The organism is Pontibacter chitinilyticus (assembly GCF_039748935.1).
GTDB lineage: Bacteria > Bacteroidota > Bacteroidia > Cytophagales > Hymenobacteraceae > Pontibacter > Pontibacter chitinilyticus.
This window is the reverse complement of the sequence record NZ_JBDIZJ010000014.1, coordinates 1-24,238: the sequence shown is the minus strand read 5'-3', so window position 1 is coordinate 24,238 and position 24,238 is coordinate 1. Positions and strand designations below refer to the sequence as shown.

The 24,238-nt window shown below is 47.3% G+C and carries 17 protein-coding genes; 3 read left to right on the top strand and 14 right to left on the bottom strand.

Features of this window, described 5'->3' with window-relative positions; translation table 11 throughout:
* Window positions 1-140: 140 nt before the first annotated feature.
* The 3 genes from ileS to ABDW72_RS17485 all read right to left on the bottom strand — a co-directional run bounded on the left by ileS (window position 141) and on the right by ABDW72_RS17485 (window position 6,150).
* Window positions 141-3,500 (bottom strand): isoleucine--tRNA ligase, encoded by a 3,360-nt coding sequence (gene ileS / locus ABDW72_RS17495; RefSeq protein ID WP_347159896.1) that lies wholly within the window; start codon window positions 3,498-3,500, stop codon window positions 141-143.
* Window positions 3,501-3,796: 296 nt separating this feature from the next.
* Window positions 3,797-3,961 (bottom strand): hypothetical protein, encoded by a 165-nt coding sequence (locus ABDW72_RS17490; protein ID WP_347159895.1) that lies wholly within the window; start codon window positions 3,959-3,961, stop codon window positions 3,797-3,799.
* A gap of 686 nt (window positions 3,962-4,647) precedes the next feature.
* Window positions 4,648-6,150: a glycine--tRNA ligase gene (locus ABDW72_RS17485; RefSeq protein ID WP_347159894.1), complete on the bottom strand. Its 1,503-nt coding sequence runs from the start codon at window positions 6,148-6,150 to the stop codon at window positions 4,648-4,650.
* Window positions 6,151-6,368: 218 nt separating this feature from the next.
* Between ABDW72_RS17485 and ABDW72_RS17480 the strand changes: the two genes are divergently transcribed.
* A complete protein-coding gene (locus tag ABDW72_RS17480; RefSeq protein WP_347159893.1) occupies window positions 6,369-7,505 on the top strand; it encodes a hypothetical protein in 1,137 nt (378 codons plus the stop codon).
* Between the two features lie 229 nt (window positions 7,506-7,734).
* Here ABDW72_RS17480 and ABDW72_RS17475 read toward each other — a convergent pair whose 3' ends face one another.
* The 11 genes from ABDW72_RS17475 to ABDW72_RS17425 form a co-directional block, all read right to left on the bottom strand.
* Window positions 7,735-8,328: a hypothetical protein gene (locus ABDW72_RS17475; protein ID WP_347159892.1), complete on the bottom strand. Its 594-nt coding sequence runs from the start codon at window positions 8,326-8,328 to the stop codon at window positions 7,735-7,737.
* 208 nt (window positions 8,329-8,536) lie between these two features.
* Entirely contained in the window at window positions 8,537-10,639 is a 2,103-nt protein-coding gene (locus tag ABDW72_RS17470) for a cation:proton antiporter (protein WP_347159891.1), read from the bottom strand.
* A 1,251-nt stretch (window positions 10,640-11,890) separates the two neighbouring features.
* Complete coding sequence (locus tag ABDW72_RS17465; protein ID WP_347159890.1) at window positions 11,891-13,498, bottom strand: Ig-like domain-containing protein; 1,608 nt, start codon at window positions 13,496-13,498, stop codon at window positions 11,891-11,893.
* 70 nt (window positions 13,499-13,568) lie between these two features.
* Complete coding sequence (locus ABDW72_RS17460) at window positions 13,569-14,456, bottom strand: class I SAM-dependent methyltransferase (protein WP_347159889.1); 888 nt, start codon at window positions 14,454-14,456, stop codon at window positions 13,569-13,571.
* Window positions 14,457-16,319, bottom strand: coding sequence for a tRNA uridine-5-carboxymethylaminomethyl(34) synthesis enzyme MnmG (gene mnmG, locus ABDW72_RS17455; protein ID WP_347159888.1), 1,863 nt, complete (start codon window positions 16,317-16,319; stop codon window positions 14,457-14,459).
* 64 nt (window positions 16,320-16,383) lie between these two features.
* Window positions 16,384-16,812: an rRNA maturation RNase YbeY gene (ybeY, locus tag ABDW72_RS17450; RefSeq protein ID WP_347159887.1), complete on the bottom strand. Its 429-nt coding sequence runs from the start codon at window positions 16,810-16,812 to the stop codon at window positions 16,384-16,386.
* Window positions 16,796-17,221: an ATP-binding protein gene (locus ABDW72_RS17445; RefSeq protein ID WP_347159886.1), complete on the bottom strand. Its 426-nt coding sequence runs from the start codon at window positions 17,219-17,221 to the stop codon at window positions 16,796-16,798. The genes ybeY and ABDW72_RS17445 overlap by 17 nt, the downstream gene beginning before the upstream one ends.
* A gap of 30 nt (window positions 17,222-17,251) precedes the next feature.
* Complete coding sequence (locus ABDW72_RS17440; protein ID WP_347159885.1) at window positions 17,252-20,566, bottom strand: DUF4175 family protein; 3,315 nt, start codon at window positions 20,564-20,566, stop codon at window positions 17,252-17,254.
* Window positions 20,567-20,711: 145 nt separating this feature from the next.
* Window positions 20,712-21,473 (bottom strand): exodeoxyribonuclease III, encoded by a 762-nt coding sequence (locus tag ABDW72_RS17435; protein ID WP_347159884.1) that lies wholly within the window; start codon window positions 21,471-21,473, stop codon window positions 20,712-20,714.
* 174 nt (window positions 21,474-21,647) lie between these two features.
* The gene (locus ABDW72_RS17430) at window positions 21,648-21,995 is read right to left on the bottom strand and encodes a hypothetical protein (protein WP_347159883.1); all 348 of its coding nucleotides are present in this window, start codon (window positions 21,993-21,995) and stop codon (window positions 21,648-21,650) included.
* Between the two features lie 78 nt (window positions 21,996-22,073).
* Window positions 22,074-22,427, bottom strand: coding sequence for a carboxymuconolactone decarboxylase family protein (locus tag ABDW72_RS17425; protein WP_347159882.1), 354 nt, complete (start codon window positions 22,425-22,427; stop codon window positions 22,074-22,076).
* Window positions 22,428-22,518: 91 nt separating this feature from the next.
* On the opposite strand from ABDW72_RS17425, the gene ABDW72_RS17420 reads away from it, so the two are divergent.
* Both ABDW72_RS17420 and ABDW72_RS17415 read left to right on the top strand, forming a co-directional pair.
* Window positions 22,519-23,205, top strand: coding sequence for a ComF family protein (locus tag ABDW72_RS17420; RefSeq protein WP_347159881.1), 687 nt, complete (start codon window positions 22,519-22,521; stop codon window positions 23,203-23,205).
* Window positions 23,206-23,391: 186 nt separating this feature from the next.
* Window positions 23,392-24,093: a DsbA family oxidoreductase gene (locus ABDW72_RS17415; RefSeq protein WP_347159880.1), complete on the top strand. Its 702-nt coding sequence runs from the start codon at window positions 23,392-23,394 to the stop codon at window positions 24,091-24,093.
* Window positions 24,094-24,238 lie beyond the last annotated feature (145 nt).

Sequence of the window (24,238 nt, the reverse complement as noted above, 5' to 3'; positions counted from 1 at the left end):
TTCTCCGCTTAGTAGTATAAACGGCAGCACTACAAGCTGCCTTGTGTGCTTTTTTATACTTTCTTTTAAACGCGCTGCAAGTATACTTCTTTAAAGCATAAAAGCACCGGAAAGCAAAAGCTTTTCCGGTGCTCTAAGGGTTATACTGTGGTGCTCTCCTCTACCTGTATGTTGATGAGAATCTGATATTCATCAATTTCCAGCTGAGTGGGGCTTGAGAGTTCTTCCTCTACCAAGTCTAGCGTCAAGGCCTGTGTTTCGGCACAGATGTAAGCTTTATAGTTCAGCACAGCGTCATTTACTTCTGGTGCCGCCAGCTGCATTATAATATGAATCTTGTCCTGCACCTCCAGGTCACTGTCTTTGCGCAGGTTCTGGATGCGATTTACTAAATCACGGGCAATGCCTTCCTGCTTCAGCTCCTCTGTCAGCGTCACGTCCAGCGCTACGGTTAGTTTGCCTTCGCTGGCTACCAGCCAGCCCGGGATATCCTCTGAAGAGATCTCCACGTCCTCCGGCGTCAGCACCGCGGTTTCCTCGTCGTTGAGCGGAACGGTAAAGCCTCCCTCCCGCTCCAGCTGCGCGATGTCCTGCTGATTCATCTGCTGCACGGCAGCGGCAACCAGTTTCATCTTCGGCCCGAACACCTGGCCCAACTTTTTAAAGTTCGGCTTGATCTTCTTCACCAGGATGCCGGACGTATCATCGATGTACTCGATGTGCTTCACGTTCACCTCGCTCATGATCAGGTCGGCCACCGCTTCAATCTGCTCCTTGGTATGCTCGTTCAGCACCGGTATCAGGATACGCTGCAAAGGCTGACGTACTTTGATCATGTGCTTTTTGCGCAGCGAGTGCACTAGCGACGAGATGGTCTGTGCCAGTTGCATGCGCTCTTCCAGGTCTTTGTCGATGGCGTTTTCAGCCACCGCCGGGAAGAAGGTCAGGTGCACCGACTCTTCGGTGTTTTTACCGCTTACGCCGTTCAGATCGCGATACAGCTGCTCGGTATAGAACGGCGCGATCGGCGAAGCTAATTTGGCAACCGTCTCCAGGCAAGTATAAAGTGTCTGGTAAGCGGCCACTTTATCCATGTTGTACTCGCCTTTCCAGAAGCGCTTGCGGTTGAGGCGCACGTACCAGTTGCTCAGGTCATCCACCACAAAGTCCTGGATGGCGCGGGCAGCACGGGTCGGGTCGTAATCGGCCAGGTAGCCATCTACCTCCTGCACCAGCGTGTTCAGCTTGGAGATGATCCAGCGATCAGACTCGGTGCGTTGCGCCAGCGGCACATCCGCCTCCTGGTAGGTGAAGTTATCGAGGTTGGCGTAAAGCGCAAAGAAAGAGTACGTGTTCTGCAGCGTGCCAAAGAAGCGCCGCTGCGTTTCAACCACACCTTCGGTGTTAAACTTCAGGTTATCCCACGGCGGCGCATTCGCGATCATATACCAGCGCACCGCATCAGGGCCATAGGTGTTGATCATGTCAAACGGATCGATGGCATTGCCGAGGCGCTTGCTCATCTTGTTACCGTTCTTATCGAGCACCAAGCCGTTGGCGATCACGTTTTTATACGCCACGCTATCCTCCAGCATCACCGCCAATGCATGCAATGTAAAGAACCAGCCACGCGTCTGGTCTACACCTTCGGCGATATAGTCGGCCGGGAAGTTTCGTTCAAACTGCTCCTTGTTCTCCAGCGGGTAATGCCACTGTGCATAAGGCATAGCGCCGGAATCAAACCAAACATCGATCAGGTCTGTCTCTCTGTACATTGCCTCTCCAGACTTGCTTAACAGTACGATGTTGTCCACATACGGCCGGTGCAGGTCGTTAACCTCCGGAACCGTGTTCATCACCCCTGCGGCTACTGCTTTCACCATCTCTTCCTTCAGCTGCGCGATGGAGCCGATGCAAAGCTCTTCTTTGCCATCTTCGGTGCGCCAGATCGGCAGCGGCGTGCCCCAGTAGCGGGAGCGCGACAGGTTCCAGTCCACCAGGTTCTCCAGCCAGTTACCAAAGCGGCCGGTGCCGGTAGACTCCGGTTTCCAGTTGATGGTTTTATTCAGCTCGATCAGCCGATCCTTTACAGCCGTGGTTTTGATAAACCAACTATCCAGCGGATAGTATAAAACCGGTTTATCGGTGCGCCAGCAGTGCGGATAGGTGTGCTCGTATTTCTCAACTTTAAAGGCTTTGCCCTCTTCTTTCAGTTTAATGGCGATCTTAACATCGGTTGGCTTGTAGTCAGCACTGGTCTCGTCTTCGCCGGTGTAGTTCTTCACGTACATGCCGGCAAAGTCGGTAACCTCCGGCACAAAGCGTCCCTGCTTATCTACCAGCGGCATCGGCTTGCCATTCTCATCCGTCACCAGAAGCGCCGGGATGTTATTTTGTGCTGCTACCCTAAAGTCGTCTGCTCCGAATGTCGGGGAAATATGCACGATACCCGTGCCGTCCTCCGTCGTTACAAAATCACCAACGATGACGCGGAAAGCCGGCTTCTCAGGCTGCACATAGGGCATCAGCTGGTGGTATTCTACGCCTGCCAGGTCGCTGCCTACAAACTCTTCCTTTATTTCGAACGGGATTAGCTTGTCGCCTGGTTTAAACTCCTCCAGCGCCAGTCCGGCTGCTTTCGGATTGAAGTAGCGGCTCACCAGGTCCTTCGCTAGTATAACTGAAATCGGATCGTATGTATACGGGTTAAAGGTTTTCACCTTCACATACCGGATGCCCTTGCCCACAGCCAAGGCGGTGTTGGCAGGTAACGTCCAGGGCGTAGTTGTCCAGGCGATGAAGGACACGTTCTCCTCCTCGTTCTCAAACAGGAACATGTTCCGCGTGATCTTCTTCACCTCAAACTGCGCTACGATGGTGGTATCCTTCACCATTTTGTAGCAGCCCGGCTGGTTAAGCTCATGCGAGCTCAAGCCGGTACCCGCACCTGGCGAATAAGGCTGGATGGTATAGCCTTTGTACAGGTAGCCTTTGTCGTAGAGTCGCTTCAGCAGCGCCCAGCAAGATTCGATGTATTCGTTCTCGAAAGTGATGTAAGGGTTGTCCAGATCTACCCAGTAGCCCATCTGCTCAGTAAGCGAATCCCACTGGTTCTTAAAACGCATCACTGTTTCGCGGCAGCGCTGGTTATACTCCTCTACCGATATCGTTTTGCCGATATCTTCTTTGGTGATGCCCAGTTCCTTCTCTACCTGCAGCTCTACGGGCAAACCATGTGTGTCCCAGCCTCCTTTACGCGGCACCTGGAAGCCCTTCAGTGTTTTATAACGGCAGAAGATGTCTTTCACGGCGCGGGCCATCACGTGGTGAATACCGGGTGTACCATTAGCAGAGGGCGGCCCTTCGTAAAAAACGAAATTATCGTTGCCCTCGCGGGTAGCTATTGATTTTTCGAAGATGTGGTTCTTCTTCCAGAACGCCAGTATGTCCTCGCCCACCTGGGCGTAGTTCAGGTTTTTATACTCGTTATACTTTACCATTTTCAGGTTTAAATGATCTATTATAAGGTATAAAGTACCCGCCTTAGTTCCCGTTTTTAACAGGACCTGTTCGGCAGCTTATACTTTATACTTGCTTTATTATCGGTACCTTAACCGGTGCTTTTGAGCCGCAGCGCTTGTTTATACTATAATTCGGCAAAGGTAGCAAATTTACTCCTTTTTATGTACTTAAAGCACGTGCTGTAATAGCATCTCCTACACTTTTGCAAAGGATCTTAGCCTTGAACACAAAAAAGCCCTAGCTTTAGACCAGGGCTATACTTGTTTTAGAAATTTTATTTTTTTGAATTGGAAGACTTGGACGTTGATTCTTTGTCTTTCGGCACGCAGTTCGGCACCTCTTTTCCGTCCTTCTCCTTCATGCCAATAGGCTCGTAGCCATTCCAGCAGGGGTTGTTTTCCGTCAAGCTGTTTTTGTCTTCTGATTTAGATTTGCTCATAGCTTCTGTTAACTGGTTATACCTGATTATAACCCTTTCATCTACTTTATGTTTCGAACAGGATTAGCAACTCACAACCTATACTTTTCTGGGGCTTGGGATATAACCCGATTTTGCACACGCTTGCTTTGGCTTATGCTTTACTTTTGAACATTTTTGCAAGCTGAAAATTTACACAATTATTGTTGTGGATAAACTACGTATAAATCAGGTTGCTGGCTACACATGTATCCTTTTTGCCCCTTTTCTTCACACCCTACTCCGCTGCTTCTCCCACTTAAAACTGTTTGAAGCCCGCATTTATATGATTTTATACTTAACATAATTACTAAACTATTATACTAAGTGGACTGATTAGATAACAGCTCCGGAAGTACTTGTATGAGATAACAGAGCTCGTCGCTAGGGGATTGCGGAACAACCCAACATTTCTAAGGCTTGATCTCAGTTCTTGAATCACTGCTTTTAGCACGTTTGCAGCACAGTTATACTTGCGCATGAAAGCAAACTTCTAAACTTCGCAAACTTACATGTCCATAATGTATAAAAAGGAGGAAAGCGCCTATACTTACCTGTTCCCTTGATTTTAGAATAAATCACACCGGTTTATCAACAGCAGTGGCAGAAACAAAAAAGGGTAGCCTGCCTGTGCAAACTACCCTTTCACTATTGCTTTATACTTGCTTTTACGCTAGCTTCTCAAAAATACTTTTAAAGTTAACGGCTTTGTCGATGTAGTTTCTCAATTCGCTGCTCGGGATACGGATCTGCTCACGGCTATCGCGGTCACGTACGGTAACCGTGTCGTCTTCCAGCGTCTGGTGATCCACAGCAATACAAAAGGGCGTGCCGATCAGGTCCTGTCGGGTGTAGCGCTTGCCAATGCTGTCGCGTTCTTCGTAGATCAGGTTGAAATCATACTTCAGCTCATCAAAAATCTGGGTTGCTTTCTCGGGCAATCCATCTTTTTTGGTGAGCGGAAGTATAGCCGCTTTAACGGGAGCCAATGCCGGATGTAGCTTCAGGAAGGTACGCGTTTTAGTGGCGTCGCCTTCGGTTATCTCTTCTTCGGTATAGGCGTTGCACAGCGTCATTAGGAACAGGCGGTCGGCACCGGCCGATGTTTCGATTACGAAAGGTACATAGTTGCCGTACGGCTTGCCTTCCTCGTTCAGGTCGTTATCGAAATACTGCAGCTTTTTACGGCTCAACTCCTGGTGCTGCGTCAGGTCAAAGTCGGTGCGGGAGTGAATACCCTCTATTTCTTTGAAGCCAAACGGAAACTTATACTCGATGTCTACGGCAGCGTTGGCGTAGTGGGCCAGCTTGTCGTGGTCGTGATAACGCAGATTTTCAGCAGGGATGCCAATGGCCTCGTGCCACTTTTTACGCGTTTCTTTCCATTGCGCATACCATTCCATTTCGGTACCAGGGCGCACAAAGAACTGCATTTCCATCTGCTCAAACTCGCGCATTCGGAAGATGAACTGGCGCGCTACAATCTCGTTACGGAAAGCTTTACCAATCTGTGCAATACCGAACGGCACCTTCATGCGGCCCGTCTTCTGCACGTTCAGGAAGTTCACAAAGATGCCCTGTGCCGTTTCGGGACGCAGGTAAATGGTGCTCGACTCCTCTGAAACAGAACCCACCTGTGTAGAGAACATCAGGTTAAACTGGCGCACTTCGGTCCAGTTGGCCGTGCCGGAGATAGGGCAGGTAATGTTTTCACGGATGATCAGCTGGCGTACGCCTTCCAGATCTTCGGCTTCCAGCAGCTTGCCCATTTCAGCTGTCAAAGCTTTTCCTCTTTCCGGATCACCTTCATGCTCATACTGGGCTGCCCTGTCTTCCAGCAGCACGTCGGCCCGGTAACGCTTCTTGGAATCTTTGTTGTCGATCATCGGATCGTTAAAGCTGTCCACGTGGCCGGAAGCTTTCCACACCTGCGGATGCATGAAAATAGCCGCATCTAACCCCACTACATTCTGGTTCAGCTGCGTCATGCACTTCCACCAGAGCTGCTTGATGTTGTTTTTCAATTCCACGCCCATCTGGCCATAGTCGTATACCGCTTGCAAGCCGTCGTATACTTCGCTGGACGGAAATACGAAGCCGTATTCCTTGGCATGCGAAATAATATCTTTTAGATCTGTATTTTCTAAGGTCGTTTTTTCTTGTGTCGCCATGGGGCAAAGATAGGTTTTTCGTACTTTAATATGCTGCTGCTGCTACAACTGTTTTTGTTTCGGACTTTTTAGGCGTGATGAAATGCTTTAAATCACTCTGGAACGGCATTTAAAGGCATATGTTGCTTGTGTTAACAATTTCTTAACATTGGCATAAAAAGGCGCTTTTCTTTTTGCCGTAACTTGCATCGTTTTTGTTTCTCACCTATACATTTAAAATGGCTAAAGTTAAGAAAAATAGAAAAGCCGTTGTATCTCCGCAGCCTTACAAGTTCAGGAGGCGCTACAGCCTTGTTGACATTTTTATACATAAGGAAAAGCGGTTCCTGTATTTTATCGCTTTTTCGCTCCTGCTGGCGGGGGTCGTGTATCCCTTCCACGGCATTGCCATGTGGGTAGGCTTTGCTTTTGCCGGCTACTCAGCCATTGCCAACGACAGTATTCAGACCATTGGTACGTTTATCGGCTCTAACGAAGATAAGAAGTGGTACTGGCAGTGGCTCTTCATGGGCCTTATTTTTGTGGCCACCATTACTTATAGCTGGTATATCTACGATGGTGATGTAACTTATCAGCGCCTTGCCTCCAAAGGCTTTGAGCACACGCCTACCAGCTTTGTATACCTGCAGCTCGCCGCGCCTATCATTCTGCTGTTGCTTACGCGCTTCCGCATCCCGGTATCTACTACGTTCATGCTGCTAAGTGTATTTACGATTAATTCCGAAGCAATCGGCAGCATGATCAGCAAGAGCGTTACCGGCTATATAGCTGCTTTTGTTATTGCTTTGTTTATTTACCTGCTGCTCACCAAGGTGATCAAGCGCTTTGTAAAAGGAGAAGCACACTTTTTGTGGACAGCAGCACAATGGTGTATTAGCGGTTTTCTGTGGCACATCTGGTTAGCGCAAGACCTGGCCAACGTAGCGGTATACTTGCCACGGCAGCTTAATGTATACCAACTCCTGGCCTTCATTGGCTTTATCTTCCTCGGTTTAGGTGTGCTGTTCTACATGAAGGGTGACCGGATTCAGAACATTATCAACGAGAAATCGGATGTACGCGACGTGCGCAGTGCCACGATTATCGACCTGGTTTACGCCCTTATTCTTTACTACTTCAAAGAGGTTAACAATATTCCGATGAGTACTACCTGGGTATTTGTAGGTTTACTGGCTGGCCGCGAACTTGGTATGCGCCTACGTGCGCACGATAACTCTACTAAGTTTGCCAAAACATTCAGCCTAATTGGCAAAGACGTGGTTTCTATCTCCATTGGCCTGATCATCTCCATTATACTTGCGGTATCAATCAACCCAGTGTTCCAGCAATCTATTATGGACTTTATGTTTAAGTAAGCAGCACAGCAACAATTTAATGCAAAAGGCCTGGCAATGTCCAGGCCTTTTTTATGGTGGATATGTTCCGGCTTATACTTTGTTCTGGTAAGTATACGCTGATTTTCCTAAAGATTTCACCTGCCCCCATACTCTTTTACACAGGCAGGTTTCCACAACGATTACGCTTAAAAAGTGAAAGCCGGTAAGACTTGATGCACCGGCTTTCACTTTTTATATGTTTTGATTTCTACTTCTCAGGCCAGGCTACTTCCAGGTCATCATTGATGAACACCCCAAAATTAATTGCGATCAGCTGGTCCTCATCAAAGTAGAGGTCAATCATTTCTTTCTCAAACGAGATGCGTGTTTCGCCGCCTTCCATCTCTTCCTCTTCCGGATTATGCATGTTATTATCGGCAAAGAGCTGCAGAATCTGGTCCGGACTCATTTCAAAAATACGCTCTCCCCATAACTGCACTTCCCGGTTTGCCGTTTCAATGCAGCTCAACCTGTAATCATCCTCTTTGTCGAAGTAGAGTGAGTATCCCTCCTCCCAATAGTTCCAGGCCTGGTGCTCAAACTCGTCGTCCTCTTCGGATTCCTCTATTTCTTCAGGCTCGCCTATTAGCTCTTCTACTTCTTTCATTGTCAGGCCAAACTTGATCTTGCCAAGCCCCTTGCCTAACCTGATGTCCTTGTTAATCATGTTAAAACGTTGGTTTTTATTTTTGCTAAGATACGTGATTTCTAAATTTACTGATTTATACTTTTCTATACTTTCGCTCTGTTTGCACAGCTGTTTACCCACCTTGCTGCTACCTGGTCCTTCTACTTTGCCCATGTAAATCTGCTGCAGTTACCGGTAAGGAACAGCAGCAGATTTACTTTTCCTGCTGCTCCTTTCTGTTCTTCTCCCTACGCCCTCTTACTTAAGTATGGCTATAGCTGTAATAGAAGCTGCTGGTAAGCTTTGTGCTTCGAAAGCAGGCTCAGGTTGTCAGACCTGAGATGTAGCACTGTAGCCACTTCCTGGTGCCTGCTTTATACGTTTATAGCATCCGATTGTCTTCTGCTTCCTGCTCTGCCTCGCTTTCATCGGTTGCCATATTTCGGGCTGCTGGCTTTACTGGTACGCTTTGGTACACGGGGTACTGCTCCGGATAGATCACGATAAAGCTGTTGTTTTCATAGTTTCTGGATAAAAGGCGCGGCACATAGTCCAGGTTGTTGTTATAGGAAATAGTGCGTTTGCGTGCCGAGATCACGATCACCATATCGTCGGGTAGCAATTCCGATTTCATATTTGAGAATTCGTTTAGACTGGCATATGACTTGTATTTTGCTTCAATAGTCGGCTTTGCTTTACTTACGACACTCCGCAGTTGATTAAGTGTTCTTTTTCGGGCCCGAAACACGACAGGCGCTCCCAATTGCTGCGACAGGAGCCGTACAGTTTTAATCCAGCGCATAAAGCCCCGCTCCAGCTCAGCATTTGTCGGCACGATCACAACAATTTTACCTGTCGTGTTCAGTGGCTGTATGATCTTACATACCAAAATCATCTGCTCTGTGTTGCTAAGCAGATTATCGAGTACGGTTCCAAAAATTCTGTCCCGGGTCGTGATCTTACCATTCCAGCCTAATACCACCTCCGTTATCATGAGCTCTTTGATAGCCCGAAGTATGCCACTGGCTATGTTAATATCTATTTTAGATACCAGCTGTACATCGCTGTCGGTAGCCGAGGCATGCATAATGGCTTCTTCCAGCATTTTGTTCTTTTTATAGATCTCCTCTTCCGCATTGTCGTTGTCGATAACCACAGCCAAAGGATAAATGGGTTCCTTATTGGCAGGGTCTTTCAGCATTACAGACAGATCTACCAGATTTTCTATGGTATTCGGATTGGCGATCGGCACCAGGATGCGGTCTGGCTTTTCACTTATATCCGGCTTTTTACGACGTTCAATGATGGCCAGGATCTTGGCTACTTTTTCTGTTGTAAAGGAGCTCACGAGGCTCGACACCAGTATTAGCGCTACTGCTCCGTTTAGGGCGCTTTCGCCCAGCAGTCCCAACTCATGCCCAGCCAGCACCACGGCCAGTGTTGCTGCCGCATGAGCACTACTTAGCCCAAAGATTAGGTTCCGCTGGATCTTGCTATATCCAAAAAGCTTCTGCGTTATAAAGGCTGCGGCATACTTGCATACCGGCGCAAGTATAACAATGGTAGCGGCTATAAGCAGGGCTGAAGAGCTCGTAAACAGCTTTGTTAGGTCTACCATCATCCCCACATTTATCAGGAAAAAAGGGATAAAGATGTTATTTCCTACAAATTCTATCCGGTTCATCAGTGGCGATGTATGTGGAATCAGCGGGTTCAAGGCAAGTCCGGCCAAGAACGCACCTATAATGGCTTCCATACCTGCCAGCTCTGCCAGAAAAGCTGAGGCAAATACAATAGCCAGGACAAAAATATACTGTGCTCCTTTTTCACTTTCCAGCTGCTTAAACATCCAGCGCGCCAACTTCGGAAATAACCACATCACGATCACTACAAACACCGTCATTTGGATAAGCATCTCCAGCCAAAAGCCCACACTCATATTCCCTCTGGTGGTGCCTGTTATTACTGCCAGCACGAGCAGTACCGCAGTATCTGTAATGAGTGTACCTCCTATGGTAATCGTTACTGCTTCGTTCTTGCTCAATCCCATTCTGCTCACTATCGGGTAAGCCAGCAAAGTATGTGGTGCAAACATACTGGCCAGTAATATGGCTGGCTTCATGTCGTAGCTCAGGATATTGTTAAATACCAGTGTTCCGACCACTATGGGTATCAGAAATGTAATGGCACCAAATACAAGACTTCGTGTTCGGTACTTCTTGAAATCCACCATATCGATCTCCAGCCCTGCCAGAAACATGATATACAGCAGGCCTACCGTTCCGAACAGAATGATACTGGCATCTCGCTCCAGCAGGTTCACTCCATGTGGTCCTACCACCACTCCCGCTATGATCATTCCTACTATTCCCGGTATCCTCATCCTGCTCAGAATGATTGGCGCCGTGAGTATGATTAGCAAAACCAGGGTGAAGATCAGCACCGGCTCTTCGAAGGGCAACGTGAGCTTTTTTATTTCTTCCATGCTTTCTTCTCTATTCTTTCCCTATAAATATACTTCTTTCTTTTTTATCTGCTTTGTGTAATCTGGACCTTTTCCTTTCACACTTTTTCCTTTTTTCCCAACTTTCCACACATTTACCTTCCTAATAAATTTATTTACTTAATTTTTTAAAAGAATCTTTCTTTCACTGTTAAGGCTGTTCATAAGTGTATAACTATTTACAATTATGTGTAAAGCGCACAACTTGTTTACATTACTCGCTTTTTTCACCAGCTCTTCCACAAGTTTATTTTTTGCTTTTATTTGCTAGTCAATTATTTAAGGTTGTTATCCACTTTTTAGCTTTACGTGTGTATTTCTTTTTACACAGTTCACATCTGCGTGGAAAAGGCTTTTTCTGATGAGTACTTGTTCACCGCTTTCCACTTTTTAGATGTTCCACGGCTCTTGTAGGGAGGGCACTTTTGCTAGTGTGTAATTTATACCAACAGTTACCCACGCTTATCCACAGTTTTACCCACCTTGCTGTGGATTACCAGGGAGAATCTCAAACGGTAATTTCCTGCCTCCTTTTGGGAACTGTAGCAGGTAATTTTTCATCTTACGTGAGAATCAGAATTTCTTTTCCAGGAACACGTACTGCGTAAAAATACTTTTACTTTATACTTGTCTCGGAATGTGAAAGAAAGCTAAGGTGACAGTTACAGGAGGGATGAAAAAGGTGACACTACCCAAAAGAGACATTGCCTGCAACTTGTGTACTACGCCCAAGCTGTTACACTTTTCTTGTTAGCTTCAAATATGAGCAGGTAGAAACAATAGACGAAGTACGAAATAGTGACAGAGGTATAAACATGTCCTTTGTGGAAGTATAACCTGGGTTGTCTGGCTTAGAGGTAGTTTGCAGTTTGATCTGAATGTATAGCTGCCAGCCTCAGGTAGTCCGTTATACTTGTAAGTAGTTAATTGTAGCCCTAAGCCTTGGTGAACTTTCATCCTTCGTCTTAAACACAACTGCTGCAGGTATAGTAGCGAAGTTCATCAAGCTATTATGTTTTATCTTGTGGCTTGGCCAGATAGGTTGTTCATAGTGCTGATCAGGGATTCTCAATAAAGTATATGCGTCTATAATTGAGAAAGCTCATGCAAGCTGCTGCCTTTTGAATTTACTATGTCTATAGCTATGCTTGAAGAGAATCTGTTGAAGCAGTGGTCCTGAAATAAAAAAGGAAGCCCATCTGAGCTTCCTTTTTCTTTGATTTTCTACTTATGCTAGAACTCCAGCTTGATATCTTCTAAATCCCAATTTGCTCTTACTGTAATTGGCTGTGGATAGATATACACTTTATCTAAAGGCTTCTCCAGCTTCGGATCTGGCTTATCAAAAATGCCGTTATTATTGGTATCTACTAGCACCCGGATCAGGTACTTCCCAGGTTCTATTTTAGCGAAAGTGAATGCCTTCTTATCTTTTACTTCTGCAATCGGAACATACTGTGGCGTCAACAATTGTATAGTATACGCGCTTGCATTTGTTTCAACTTTTCCTTTCACTGTTCCGGTTCCACTTGTTTCTGCCAGTGTTAGCGGCAACTCACCGAAGCGCAGCTTTGCTCCCTCTATCGGTACTATAGCAGCAGAATCCAGTGCGATACTTATCTGCTTTTGCTGTGTTTTCAGTGCAGGAAGTTTGAAGCTTAATTCTGTTCTGGACGGATCCAGTTGCAGTTGATCTGGAGTCAACGTTTGTAATAGTACAGAATCTGCCATAAGGCTTACCGGAGTATTCCCGCTGATGTTCACCGGAGTTTCCAATTCAAGTGTTACTGTTTGGCCTTCGCGGTAGGTCGTATTTCCGGTGTTTGTAACTTTTAACTGTGCCCCCTTAATCAGCTGCGCTCGTTTCCCCTGAAAGTCGATTTGAACCGTATCTACCTTCATATTGCCAGAGGAATCCACAGCGGCTAATATTGTTTTTCCACCTGCAAACTGTGGTGTTTTAAACAGCTGCATTAGCTTGCCATCTTTGCTTTGTTTATAGTACAGGCTATCTGTTTGCTGCTGTAATGGGCGTGCGCTAAAACGTTGTATGCCCTCACTATAGCTGGCTACAAACCTGTCGGTATAGCTCTGCCGTTGCATCAATATCGGACTTTTGGTGTCTACTCGCACTGTTTGCAAGGTCACTGGTTCTGTAGTTGGTGTGATATGTACTGTTGTGGACAAGTAGCCTATTTTCTCATTCTCATTATCATAAAAGGCATTTTTGTTCTTGTCTATCAACGCATACATTCTATACTCCCCTTCCTTTATATTTTCGAATGTATACCTCCCAGCAGAATCAGTTTGCGCCTGGTAATAAGGTGGATCTTCTCTGATATTGAGTGTGTCGCCCGCAGGATATAAAGCAACCACAGCATCTTTCTCGGGTTGCTGTGTCATCATGTCCACAACTGTGCCGGCTACTTTACTTGAATCTATAAAGGAACCTGTACTGAATGAAAGCTTCAGATTCTTTGGCTTATTACTCTCCGTAATGTCCATCAAGCCTTCTCTGAAGTTCAACGTGTAGGTCGTGTTTTCCTGCAGTGGTTTTTCAAATTCCAGCGTAATAGTTTCCTTATCTGATTTTACCTTGTAAGGGTTTTTAGTATTAGGGGTAATCAGTAATTCGCGATTTAGATTTTTCACCTGTACCCATTCATCAAAGGTGAGACTTACACTCTTGCCTGTCACATTTAATTGCTGGTTTGCTGGAATACTGTTTAATAGGATAGGCGGAGTTGTGTCTTTCCTCCCTCCTTCCGGCGCACTAATGCTGGCGCAGGAACTCAGGCTTATAGCTGTGGCAACGGTTAAGATCAGGGTATATAACTTCATTTCATCAGGTGTTTAAAAGCAAAGAGGCAAACTTGCGCTTGCCTTCTTTCCTCTTGGTTTTTATGCACGCTTATTTCTTCTTCGCCACAAAAATAAGGCTTGAATAATCATTGCCATTCTTCTCGGCGTGGCTGTTTGATTTATAGCCGTTAACAACGCTAGTTAGCATACTTGCCTTTCCTTCCTTTTGCTTTTCGCTCAGCAGGCTTACATAATAGGCGTCAAACTTCATAGGCAGTACCTCCTCCAGCTTCATGCGGTGCTTCTTCAGGAAGCGTTTCATGGTTTGCTGTGTAAAGTGGTAGAGGTGGCGCGGCACATCGTAGGCTGCCCAATTTTCTTTGTACTGTTGTGCATCATGCGAGTCCGCATTAGGAACAGCTATAATAAGCGTCCCATCTTCCTGCAGGCAATCGATCAGATCATCTATTGTTTCATTCAGCTGGTGCACATGCTCCAGTACATGCCAGAGGGTAATCACATCATACTTCTCGCCCTGGATATCCTGCAGGCTTGTTGCAATGATCTCGCCTGTTTCCGTAGAGGCGATCTGCCGTGCCTTTTCGTTTGGCTCCACTCCCCGTACTTCCCAGCCATCTTTTTTACAGGCTGCCAGAAATACGCCTGTGCCGCAACCATAATCTAGTATAGTGCCTTTGCTTGCTGCATACCTGTTGATAAGGTCTACTTTCTGCTTGGTGGTAATGGAGCGTACCACATGGTAGGCTCTGTTGATAATTCCACTTTTTGTATTGCTGTGTGAGATGTATTCTTCTGATTCATAATAGGTGCCGATGCTGGCTGCATCTGGCCGCGGATTGGTGAATTTAAACCCGCAATTCTCACATTCGACTATTACAAAACTCTCTTTTGATACAGCGTTATCCGTTACTACTAAAAAGTTTTTGAACTCGCTTTTACCGCAGACCGGGCACTGTTCTAATCTTTCGTAGCTCATTTATTTTCCAAGATATACCATTAGTACCGAAATGTCAGCTGGTGTAACACCACTGATCCTGGAAGCCTGTCCGATTGTTTCAGGGTTTATCTTCAACAACTTTTCTTTAGCTTCCGCTGATAAAGCCGGAATGTTCCGGTAATCTATCTTCTCTTTGATGATGTAGTTCTCCAACTCACTCATCTTATTTGCCATGAGATATTCTTTCTCAATATAGCTCTCATACTTTACGGAGATACCAGCTTGCTCTACACTGGCAAGTTTAAACTTGCTTAGGTACTCTCCTATACTTGGTACTGCCGCCGCAATGTTTTCTATTTCGATATTCGGTCGTTTGATGAGCTGACCCGCCCGTTGCTTTTCTACTATTGGCGCAGAACCCAATTCCTCCAGCATGCTGTTGATATCTCCCGGCTCAATCGGCTTATTATTTAAATAGGCAATGATTTCGGCTGTTTCTTCTATCTTCTTATCCACAGCTTTCAGGCGGGCTTCATCCGCTAATCCAAGTTGATAGCCAAGCTTCGTCAGGCGTATATCGGCATTATCCTGGCGCAGCAGAATGCGATGCTCTGCGCGTGAAGTAAACATGCGGTAAGGCTCGTTCGTCCCTTTGTTTACCAAATCGTCTATCAATACACCAATGTATGCTTCGGAGCGCTTCAGCACAAAGGGTGCCTTGTCGTTGATCTTGTTGTGCGCGTTTATACCTGCCATCAGACCCTGGCAAGCGGCCTCTTCGTAACCGGTCGTGCCATTGATCTGGCCGGCGAAGTATAGGTTCTGTACCAGCTTTGTTTCCAATGTCAGGTCCAGTTGTGTAGGCGGGAAGAAGTCGTACTCAATGGCGTACCCTGGGCGGAACATTTTTGCGTTTTCAAAGCCTTCTATTTTTCGAAGTGCTTTTAGCTGCACATCTTCTGGTAGGGAGCTTGAGAAACCATTCACGTATACTTCCACGGTGTTCCATCCTTCCGGTTCCACAAAGATCTGGTGACGGTCACGGTCAGCGAAGCGGTTGATCTTATCTTCTATACTTGGGCAATAGCGTGGGCCTAATCCCTGAATGCGGCCCTGAAACATGGGCGATTTTTCAAAGCCAGTTTTCAGGATCTCGTGTACTTCTGGATTAGTATAAGTAATATAACAACTACGCTGTTGCTTCAGCGGCTCTGTGTCTGTGTAAGAAAATTTGGAAGGGTGCTCGTCGCCGAACTGCTCTTCCATGCGGCTATAGTCCAGGCTGCGGCCATCTACCCGTGGTGGGGTTCCGGTCTTCATTCGGCCGGCTTCAAAGCCCAATTCTATTAACTGCTCCGTTATACCTTTGGCTGCTTTTTCAGCGGCGCGGCCACCTCCTAGCTGCTTCTCACCAATGTGGATAATACCATTCAAAAAGGTGCCATTTGTTAAAACAACAGCCTTTCCATGTATATTTATCCCCAGGCTGGTGCGTACGCCAACAGCTTTACCATCTTCTACAAGTATACTTGTTACCATCTCCTGCCAGAAGTCGACACTAGCTGTTTGCTCCAAGCTTAAGCGCCAGGCTTCAGCAAAACGCATCCGATCGCTTTGAGCGCGCGGGCTCCACATGGCAGGACCTTTGGATTTGTTCAGCATCCGGAACTGGATCATGGTTTGATCAGTAATGATACCGCTCATGCCACCTAAGGCATCTATCTCGCGCACGATCTGCCCTTTCGCAACGCCGCCCATAGCCGGGTTACACGACATTTGAGCAATCGTATTCATGTTCATGGTTGCCAGCAGCACCTTTGAACCCATTTTCGCAGCAGCCGCAGCGGCCTCACAGCCTGCGTGCCCAGCTCCTACAACTATAATATCGTATTCTGGAAACATGTATTCTGGATTTAGAGATGTTTCACGTGAAACATCTGCGGAAGGTTGGGAATTCCTTTAGCAGTTAAAACTTTCGCAAAGATAACGAAGAATCCTCTTCTTTGCGCATAAGTCTTTCTTCCTGTTCCGACTTATCTCTAAAACCAAGGAGGTGAAGGACGCCATGGATGATGACGCGGTGCAGTTCGTCATCAAAAGCAGTACCGAGATCGGCAGCATTATCCTGCACGCGGTCTATGCTTATAAAAATATCACCTTCAATAATGCCTTCCTCGTCGGCAGTATTGAAGGTGATGATGTCAGTGAGGGTATCGTGATCGAGATACTCCAGGTTTATCTCATGCAGGTAATTGTCAGAACAGAAAACGTAGGTAAGGCTTCCTAGTTTCTGTTTATGCTGCTCAATTACGGTGGCTATCCAATCTGAAACTTGCTCCTGGTTAGTTAGTGAAAAGTTTATGTCTTCGCTAAAGAACTCAATTGGATGATCCATTCTGTAAGGCCGAAATGTTAAATACCAACTGTACCTTTTTACCGTGCTCTGCAAAGTTGACTTCATCGCAAAGGTTGCGCATCAGGAAAATGCCTCGGCCGCCTGGGTTCTCGAGGTTTTCAGGAGCAGTAGGATCAGGCAGGTGTTCGTAATCAAAGCCGGGGCCTTCATCCTCTACTTCAAACAGCAGTTTGTTATCCTCTACCTGCAAGGTAAGATATACGTTCTTGTCTTTGTCGAACTTGTTTCCGTGGCGGATCGCGTTATTTACAGATTCCGTAACAGCAACCATAATGTTGCCATAAATGTCGTCCTCAAACTCGAATTCTTCCTTTGAGTTGTCGATAAAGCTTTCAATTACTCTGATGTTTTCGATTAGGGAAGGAATCTGAATTTTAACCTGATTCATATTAATCGTTAAGTGTAAAAATAGGTGCGTTTATTTACTAATATTCTGAAAGTATTCATTTACCTTCTGCTTATAGTACGGCGACAAGGCAGGAGGTATCGTTTTAAGTAACTCAGTTTGCTTTTCTTTTGCCTTTAAATACTTTTCAAAGGAAGGCGGCGTCTTACGGGCAATCTCCTGGGCTGTCTTAGCTTCTCGTTTATTGTCCAATTCCCGCTCCTTCGCGGCTTTCTCTGCTTCTAACAAACGGGTCAGTATTTCACGCTGACGCATGATGGTTTGCTCAGTCAAACGTTTATTAACGAGATCAGTCTCGCTTTGTTCCATCATCTTACTGATATTTCCAGCATTGCCATTCTGGCCGTTCTCGCCGGGTTTTTGCCCCTGCTTCTGCATTTCCTGCATGGCATTGCGCAAGGCTTCCTGCTCTGCAGCCAATTTAGCTAATTCTTCAGAAAGTGCCTTACCCGACTTGCCACCTTTTTTCAATTCTTCGATTTTATTGTTCAATTGTTGCTGCATTTCTCCTAAACTACCTGGCTTAGGCTTGCCACCCTTTTGTTTGCCGGCCATACTTCCCTGCATTTGTTGCATCGCCTGTTGCATTTGCTTCAGGGCATCATTCAGCATCAGGGCGAGGTTGTTCATACTGGTCATGGCGAGTTGCTGTTGGGCAGTAGCTCTGGGTATGTTGCGATCGCTGAGTTCTTTCATGCTGTTGTCCATACTTTGGTTCATGCCGGCCACTTCGCGCGTTACGAACGACTGGATCTGAAACACTTTTTTGGAAAGGGCGAACAAGCTGTCTTCAATTACCTGGGCATTATCTTTAAGGGCGAGCTGCTGCTGCGAGAGCGTGATAAAGCGCGGGTCGCTCTGGTTCACTGTCCGGAACTGTTTCATCAGCGCCTCCTGGTCAAATGAAAGGGTGATCAGGTTTTCAAGAATATCACGCAGGTTGTCGAGGTTCTGCTGCATGCCGGCCATACTCATGCTGCTCTTCATTTCCTGCATCTTCTGGGCCATCTGCTGCATCTTCTCCCCTGCTTTTTGCTGCGATTCGCTGGCTTTCTGATTCTGCTCTTTCTGCAGCTGTTCCTGGCTCTGCTGCATTTGCTGTTCCACGTTTTGCTGGTCCTGCTTTTGCTGTTGCTCGTCCATGCTGTTCGGGTTCTCCATCTTCTGGTTCAGCTCCTTCAGCTCGTCCATCTGCTTTTTTACATCTTCAAAGTCCTGCTGCAGTTCTTTTTGCTCCTGCTGCAGCTGTGGGTTCTTCTCTTCTTTTTGCGCTGTTTTATCGGCGAGCTGCTTTTCGTCTTTGGCCATCTCGTCGAGCTTGTTGGTGATGTTGTCCAGCTTTTGCTCAAACTGGAGTTGCTTGAACAGCTCCAGCGCCCGCTCTATCTCCCGCTCCATGTTCTTTTCGCGGTTATCGAGTTTGCTCAGGAGCTTCTGCAGTTCAGCATCATTAGGTTGCTGCTGCTGTTGCAGGAGCTTTTCCAGTTCTTCGTATAACTTTTTGGTTTCCGGGTCCAGCAGGTCGTTCATCATCTTCTGCAACTGCTGGGCCTTTTCGGCTAGCTGCTGGTTAGGTTCGCTGAGCATGTTCTGCTTTTTATTGAGCTGATCATATAGCTCTTTCATAGAGGCCATGTCCTGCTCCAACTGCTTCTTTTTCTCTACCAGGCTTTCCAGCTGCTTTTTGTCCTGCCAGTTCAGGTCGCGCTTGGTCTTCATCTTGTCCTCAGACTTCGCCAGTTCTTTTTGCAGCTGTGTCGCCTGGTTCAGGGTGTTGCTCATCTGGCTGGCCACCGACTCAGCATTGCTGTCCAGTTCCTTCTGCAGTTCGCGCTTGTCAGGTACTTTCAGCTCAAAAGTGCGGGTGCGGGCACTCTTCGGACCATGAATGCCGTCGTTGTCCCATACCTGCACAAAGTACTCCAGCTTATCACCAGGTTGCATGTTCAGGGCAGCGGTGTTCCATTGGTAGTAATATGTTTGGCTGAGCTGTTGCGGGTTTAATGCAAGAGGTTGGCTTTTATAGTTTGCCTGTGGGTTTTTATCATTGCTGATGCGGTAGTACAGCGCCAGTCGGGTCAGGCCATAATCATCCGACACATCGCCACCGAGCACCATGTACGTATACAGTGCCGTGTCCTGGTACTGCTCTATACTTATCTGCGGGTTGCGGTCAGGTATTGTGGTGATCTGGTAAGTGATTTCCTCCTTGTTAGTGCTATACTTGTTGCGAAGCTTGATGCTGTAGTTCTGGCTCTGGCTAAATTGCTTGCTGGCATTAAAGCTGTCGTCCTCTTTTTCGGCGGCTATGGTTTGAGCAGGTGCTTCGAAGGCCAGCTTCGCGCTGTCGGTTGCAGTGGTGAAGAAATTCCAGGTAATAGTGCTGCCCTCGGGCACAGTTGCATTGCCGGTGTTCTGTACTTCGTCCGGCTTGCGCTTCAGGTATGCCGGGTATTGCACCAGCATCCTGAAGTCTTTCAAGTTAGGCCGCGACAGCAAAGCCAAGGTATAAGTATCCGACAGAAAGCCTGAGCCCTCCAATTGAAAATCTACTGGGTTCTGCAGTTGCTTGAAAGTATAAGTATAGGTACCATCATTGGTATGGGAGAGCTTCTGGCGGCGGCCGTTGTAGCTCAGGTATACTTCGCTGGGTACTGTCTGCCCCTGCACATCTACTTTCAGCTCAAAGTCCTCGCCGCGATATGCCTGTAAAGGGTTGCTCTGCACCACAAATTGAAAAGGCGCCTGTGGGGTATAATGTGTTTTATAATGAATGATGCGCTCTGTGCCCTGTACAAAGATCGTTGGATAGATGATCGCGATAAGTATGGCAATGAGCGCCGGGAGGGCCACATACTTCAGCAGCGGGGTATTGTCGCGGTAGGTAACCGCATCTGTAAAACGGAAGTTTACCAGTTGCCCGGTGCGTTGGGCTATACTTGCGGCGATAAGATCGTTGGTGTGGTCCAGGTTCCGGAGCTGAATGGCATTGAGCAGTTTGTCGCGGATATCGGGGTAATGAGAGCCTACCCGCTGCGCTGCCTGCTCATCAGTCAGTACTTTTTTGAGTTTAGCCAGCGCCGATACCGGCAACACGATCCAGCGGAAAAACACATACACCACTACTGCTACAAAGGAGAAGAGCAGAAAAGCCCTTACATACTCCGGAAAGTAAAACATGTACTCCAGCAGGCTGTAGATAATATAAACAGACAGCAGGAGCCCTACTGCAAAAATGCTACCCCGCAACAACATGTTGAGGTAGAACTTCTGCTTGAACTCCTGCAGCTGATGCAGCAACTGATCGAGTGCATCGGAATGTTTCATGACTTTGCTCTTTCTGTTTTATGACATGGCAGCTATAGTGGTAAGTTAACCAAATCCGGTTAACAACTTGTAATATAGTACGAAAAGATCAACGTGTTGCCCCTAAAGTATAAACTAATTCTGACCATACTTTAGTATATCGTCCCTATTCCAGTTCCAGCAGCACAGGGCAATGGTCGGAGTGCTTTGCCTCTGTTAAAATGGCGGCCCGTTTCAGGCGGTGGCGCAGGCTTTCGGTTGCCATGTTATAGTCAATACGCCAACCCAGATTTTTGTTGCGTGCCCCGGCCCGGTAGCTCCACCAGGTATAGTTGTGCGGCTCGGTGTTAAAGTGACGGAATGAGTCGATAAAGCCGCTGCCAATAAACTGGCTCATCCAGCTGCGCTCTTCCGGCAAAAAGCCTGAGCTGTTCGCGTTGGACTTCGGGTTGTGAATGTCGATGGGCTGGTGGCAGATGTTGTAGTCACCGCTGATCACCAACCCGGGAAGTGTATGTTTCAGGTCGCCGATGTAGCCGTGGAAATCATCCATCCACTTAAACTTAAAGCCTTGCCGCTCTTCGCCACTAGAGCCCGATGGCATGTACACGCTCATCACCGACACGTCGCCATAATCGGCGCGCAGTACGCGGCCTTCCGCATCGTAACAGTCTATGCCGCAGCCTACCTGTACGTGCTGCGGTTGCTGTTTGCTAAGTATGGCCACGCCGCTATAGCCTTTTTTCTGAGCCGGGTGCAGGTATACATGGTAGCCCATGTCCTCAAAAAAAGCTTTGTCAAATTTCGATTCGTCGGCTTTGATTTCCTGCAGGCAGAGCACATCGGGGTTGGCGGCCTGCAGCCACTGGCCAAAGCCTTTGGTTAGCGCAGCACGAATGCCGTTGACATTATAGGTAATAATCTTCATGTTAGATCTGTTGCTTGTATCAGGTAGCACGACTTTCTCTATACTTATAAATTAAAGTAAGAGAAGGCGGTTTATACTAGGCAGCACTACAAAGCTGATCCAATTCTTAAAAGAGGAGCTATGGGCTGCGCCTTCTAAAAAATTGTGCTACGTGCTACGGGAATGTGTTCTAGGTTAAAGTTCTGCTTCTTTGAAATATTCAATGACGTGCCATTTCAGCATATTCTCCTGTTCGCGCAGGTTAGCAAACGGAATCGCTTTGACGGCTGTATAGTGCGGCCAGCCTTCCTCATCCTTGCCGGTAAACTCATAGTAACCCGACAGGCTGAATACTTTGCAGGTGGCAATGTGCATCAGGTCCTGCTTTTCTTCTTTCGTAAATTCGCGGATGCCTATCCCCAGTTCCTGAATCCCGATAAGAAACAGGATCGCGTTCATGTCCGGTTTTTTACCGAACTGCTTCATCAAGGCTGCCCGCAACTGCGTCCAGTTATGCTCTAAGTTCTCTGAATCCAAATCCATTTGATTGTTGATTAATAGGTGTTGATTGTTGGTTGCCGAACTAAAATGAACAATTAGCAATCAACAATCAACAATAATTTACTCCGCGCTGCCGCGTGCTTTCAGTTCTTCCCAGTACTCCACTGCGCGGCGGAAATGAGGGATCACGATAGAGCCGCCCACCAGGTTGGCGATCGAAAAGACCTCCATGATCTGCTCGTCAGTCAGGCCTTCTTCGTAGCATTTGCCCACATGGTATTTAATGCAGTCGTCGCAGCGCAGTACCATCGAAGCCACCAGGCCCAGCATCTCTTTTGTTTTCACGTCCAGCGCCCCCTCCATGTAGGTGTTCGTGTCGAGGTTAAAGAAACGCTTGATCACCTTGTTATCGTATGACATGATGCGCTCGTTCATGCGCGTGCGGTAGTCGTTGAATTCTTCTACTAAAGCCATTGTTGTGTATGCTAATTGCTTATTTGTATGTATTTATAGTATAAAGTTACGCGAAATTAACCAGAATATCTTAAACCGAAGCTGCCAGCCAATGTTTCACGATCTGCTCTCCTTGTTGTTTCCGCAAAGCTGTTATGCCTGCGATAGCGCCTTGGCGCGAGGGGAGCAATACATCTGCACCAACTGCAACGTGAAGCTGCCCTACACCGATTTTCATGTGCATGGCGCTACCGAACTGAACCCGTTGCAGCGCCGGTTCTGGGGCAAGGTGCCCGTGAAGTTTGCGTTTTCCTACTTATACTTTGTCCCGAAAGGACGTGTGCAGCGGCTATTACACAAACTCAAGTATAAAGGCGCGCAGGAGTTGGGCGAGCACCTGGGCCAACGCTACGGCTCCCTCCTCTCCGATTACAAGTATAACCAGCAGTTAGATGTCGTTGTACCCGTGCCGCTGCACCATTCTAAACAGCGTCGCCGCGGCTACAACCAGTCAGATTTATTTGCTAAAGGGTTGGCTGATGCTATGGAACTGCCCTGGAGCAGCACTGTGCTGGAGCGACTGGTTGCTACATCTACCCAAACTAAGAAGAACCGCCTCGACAGGTGGCAAAACGTGGAACAGGTGTTTCGGGTAGCCCGGCCGGAGTTGGTGCAAGGCAAGCGTATACTTGTGGTAGATGATGTGATGACGACCGGCGCGACGCTGGAAGCCTGCGCTGTGGAACTGCTGAGAGCCGGAGCAGCAGAGGTAAGCGTGGTGACCATTGCGGCGGCCTAAAGAAGTAGCCATGAGCAGAAGTGCCGGACCAGACCGGTAGAAAAAGGATACTGCAATACTTTACAAAAATTGTCACAAAGCGCAAGTCGGCAATGTTTTTGCATGTACCTACATGCTTATGTTCCGGCTACTTACAACAGCTCTGGGGACAGGCGACGTATAAATGAAAGTATAAAGAGAAGAAAAATGACAAAACAGAAGATAAAGATTGACATTGTGTCGGATATAAACTGCCCCTGGTGCTATGTTGGCGAACAGCGCCTGCATAAAGCCATGGCAGAAGCAAACGATGCCTACGCGTTTGATATCTCCTTTAAGCCTTTTGAACTGAACGCGAACATTCCGCAAGCAGGTGTAGACCGGCTGGACTACTTTAAAAGTAGCTATGGGCCGAACATCCTGTCGCAGCTGGATACCATGAACCAACGCCTGACAGACGCCGGAACGCCCGAAGGCATCGACTTTCAGTTTGATAAACTGACAACCGTAAACAACACCTTCAACGGCCATCGGCTGATTTGGCTGGCCGGCACCTGCGGTGTGCAGGAGGAGGTGGCGCACGCGCTATTCTACAGCTACTTTACCGAAGGCAAAAACATGAACGATGTCGCTGTGCTGAAAGAGATAGGGATTGCCAACGGTATTCCGGCTGAGCGGCTGGAAGGCTTCTTCGAGGGAGAAGAGGGCAAACAGGAGGTGCGTGCGTTGGAGCAGTGGGCGCAGGCAGCAGGCATCACCGGCGTTCCTGCCTTCATCATAAACGAGCAGTACCTGGTAAGCGGGGCACAGCCCGCAGAAACTTTCCGACAGGTGTTTGCGCAAGTGGCTCCGGCTTTAGAGGAAATAAAGGCAAGCGGCGACAGCTGCGACATCGACGGCAACTGCTAAGTATAAAATAAGCAACACAGCGCCAGTTGGGTGACTTCTAAGACAGGCGTTACTTAACTGGCGTTTTGCTTTAACGTGAACTCGGAAATTAGGCATTGATTCTGGCAGGTTTGAATTTACTGTTCTGCTCCAAGAAAGTGTAAGC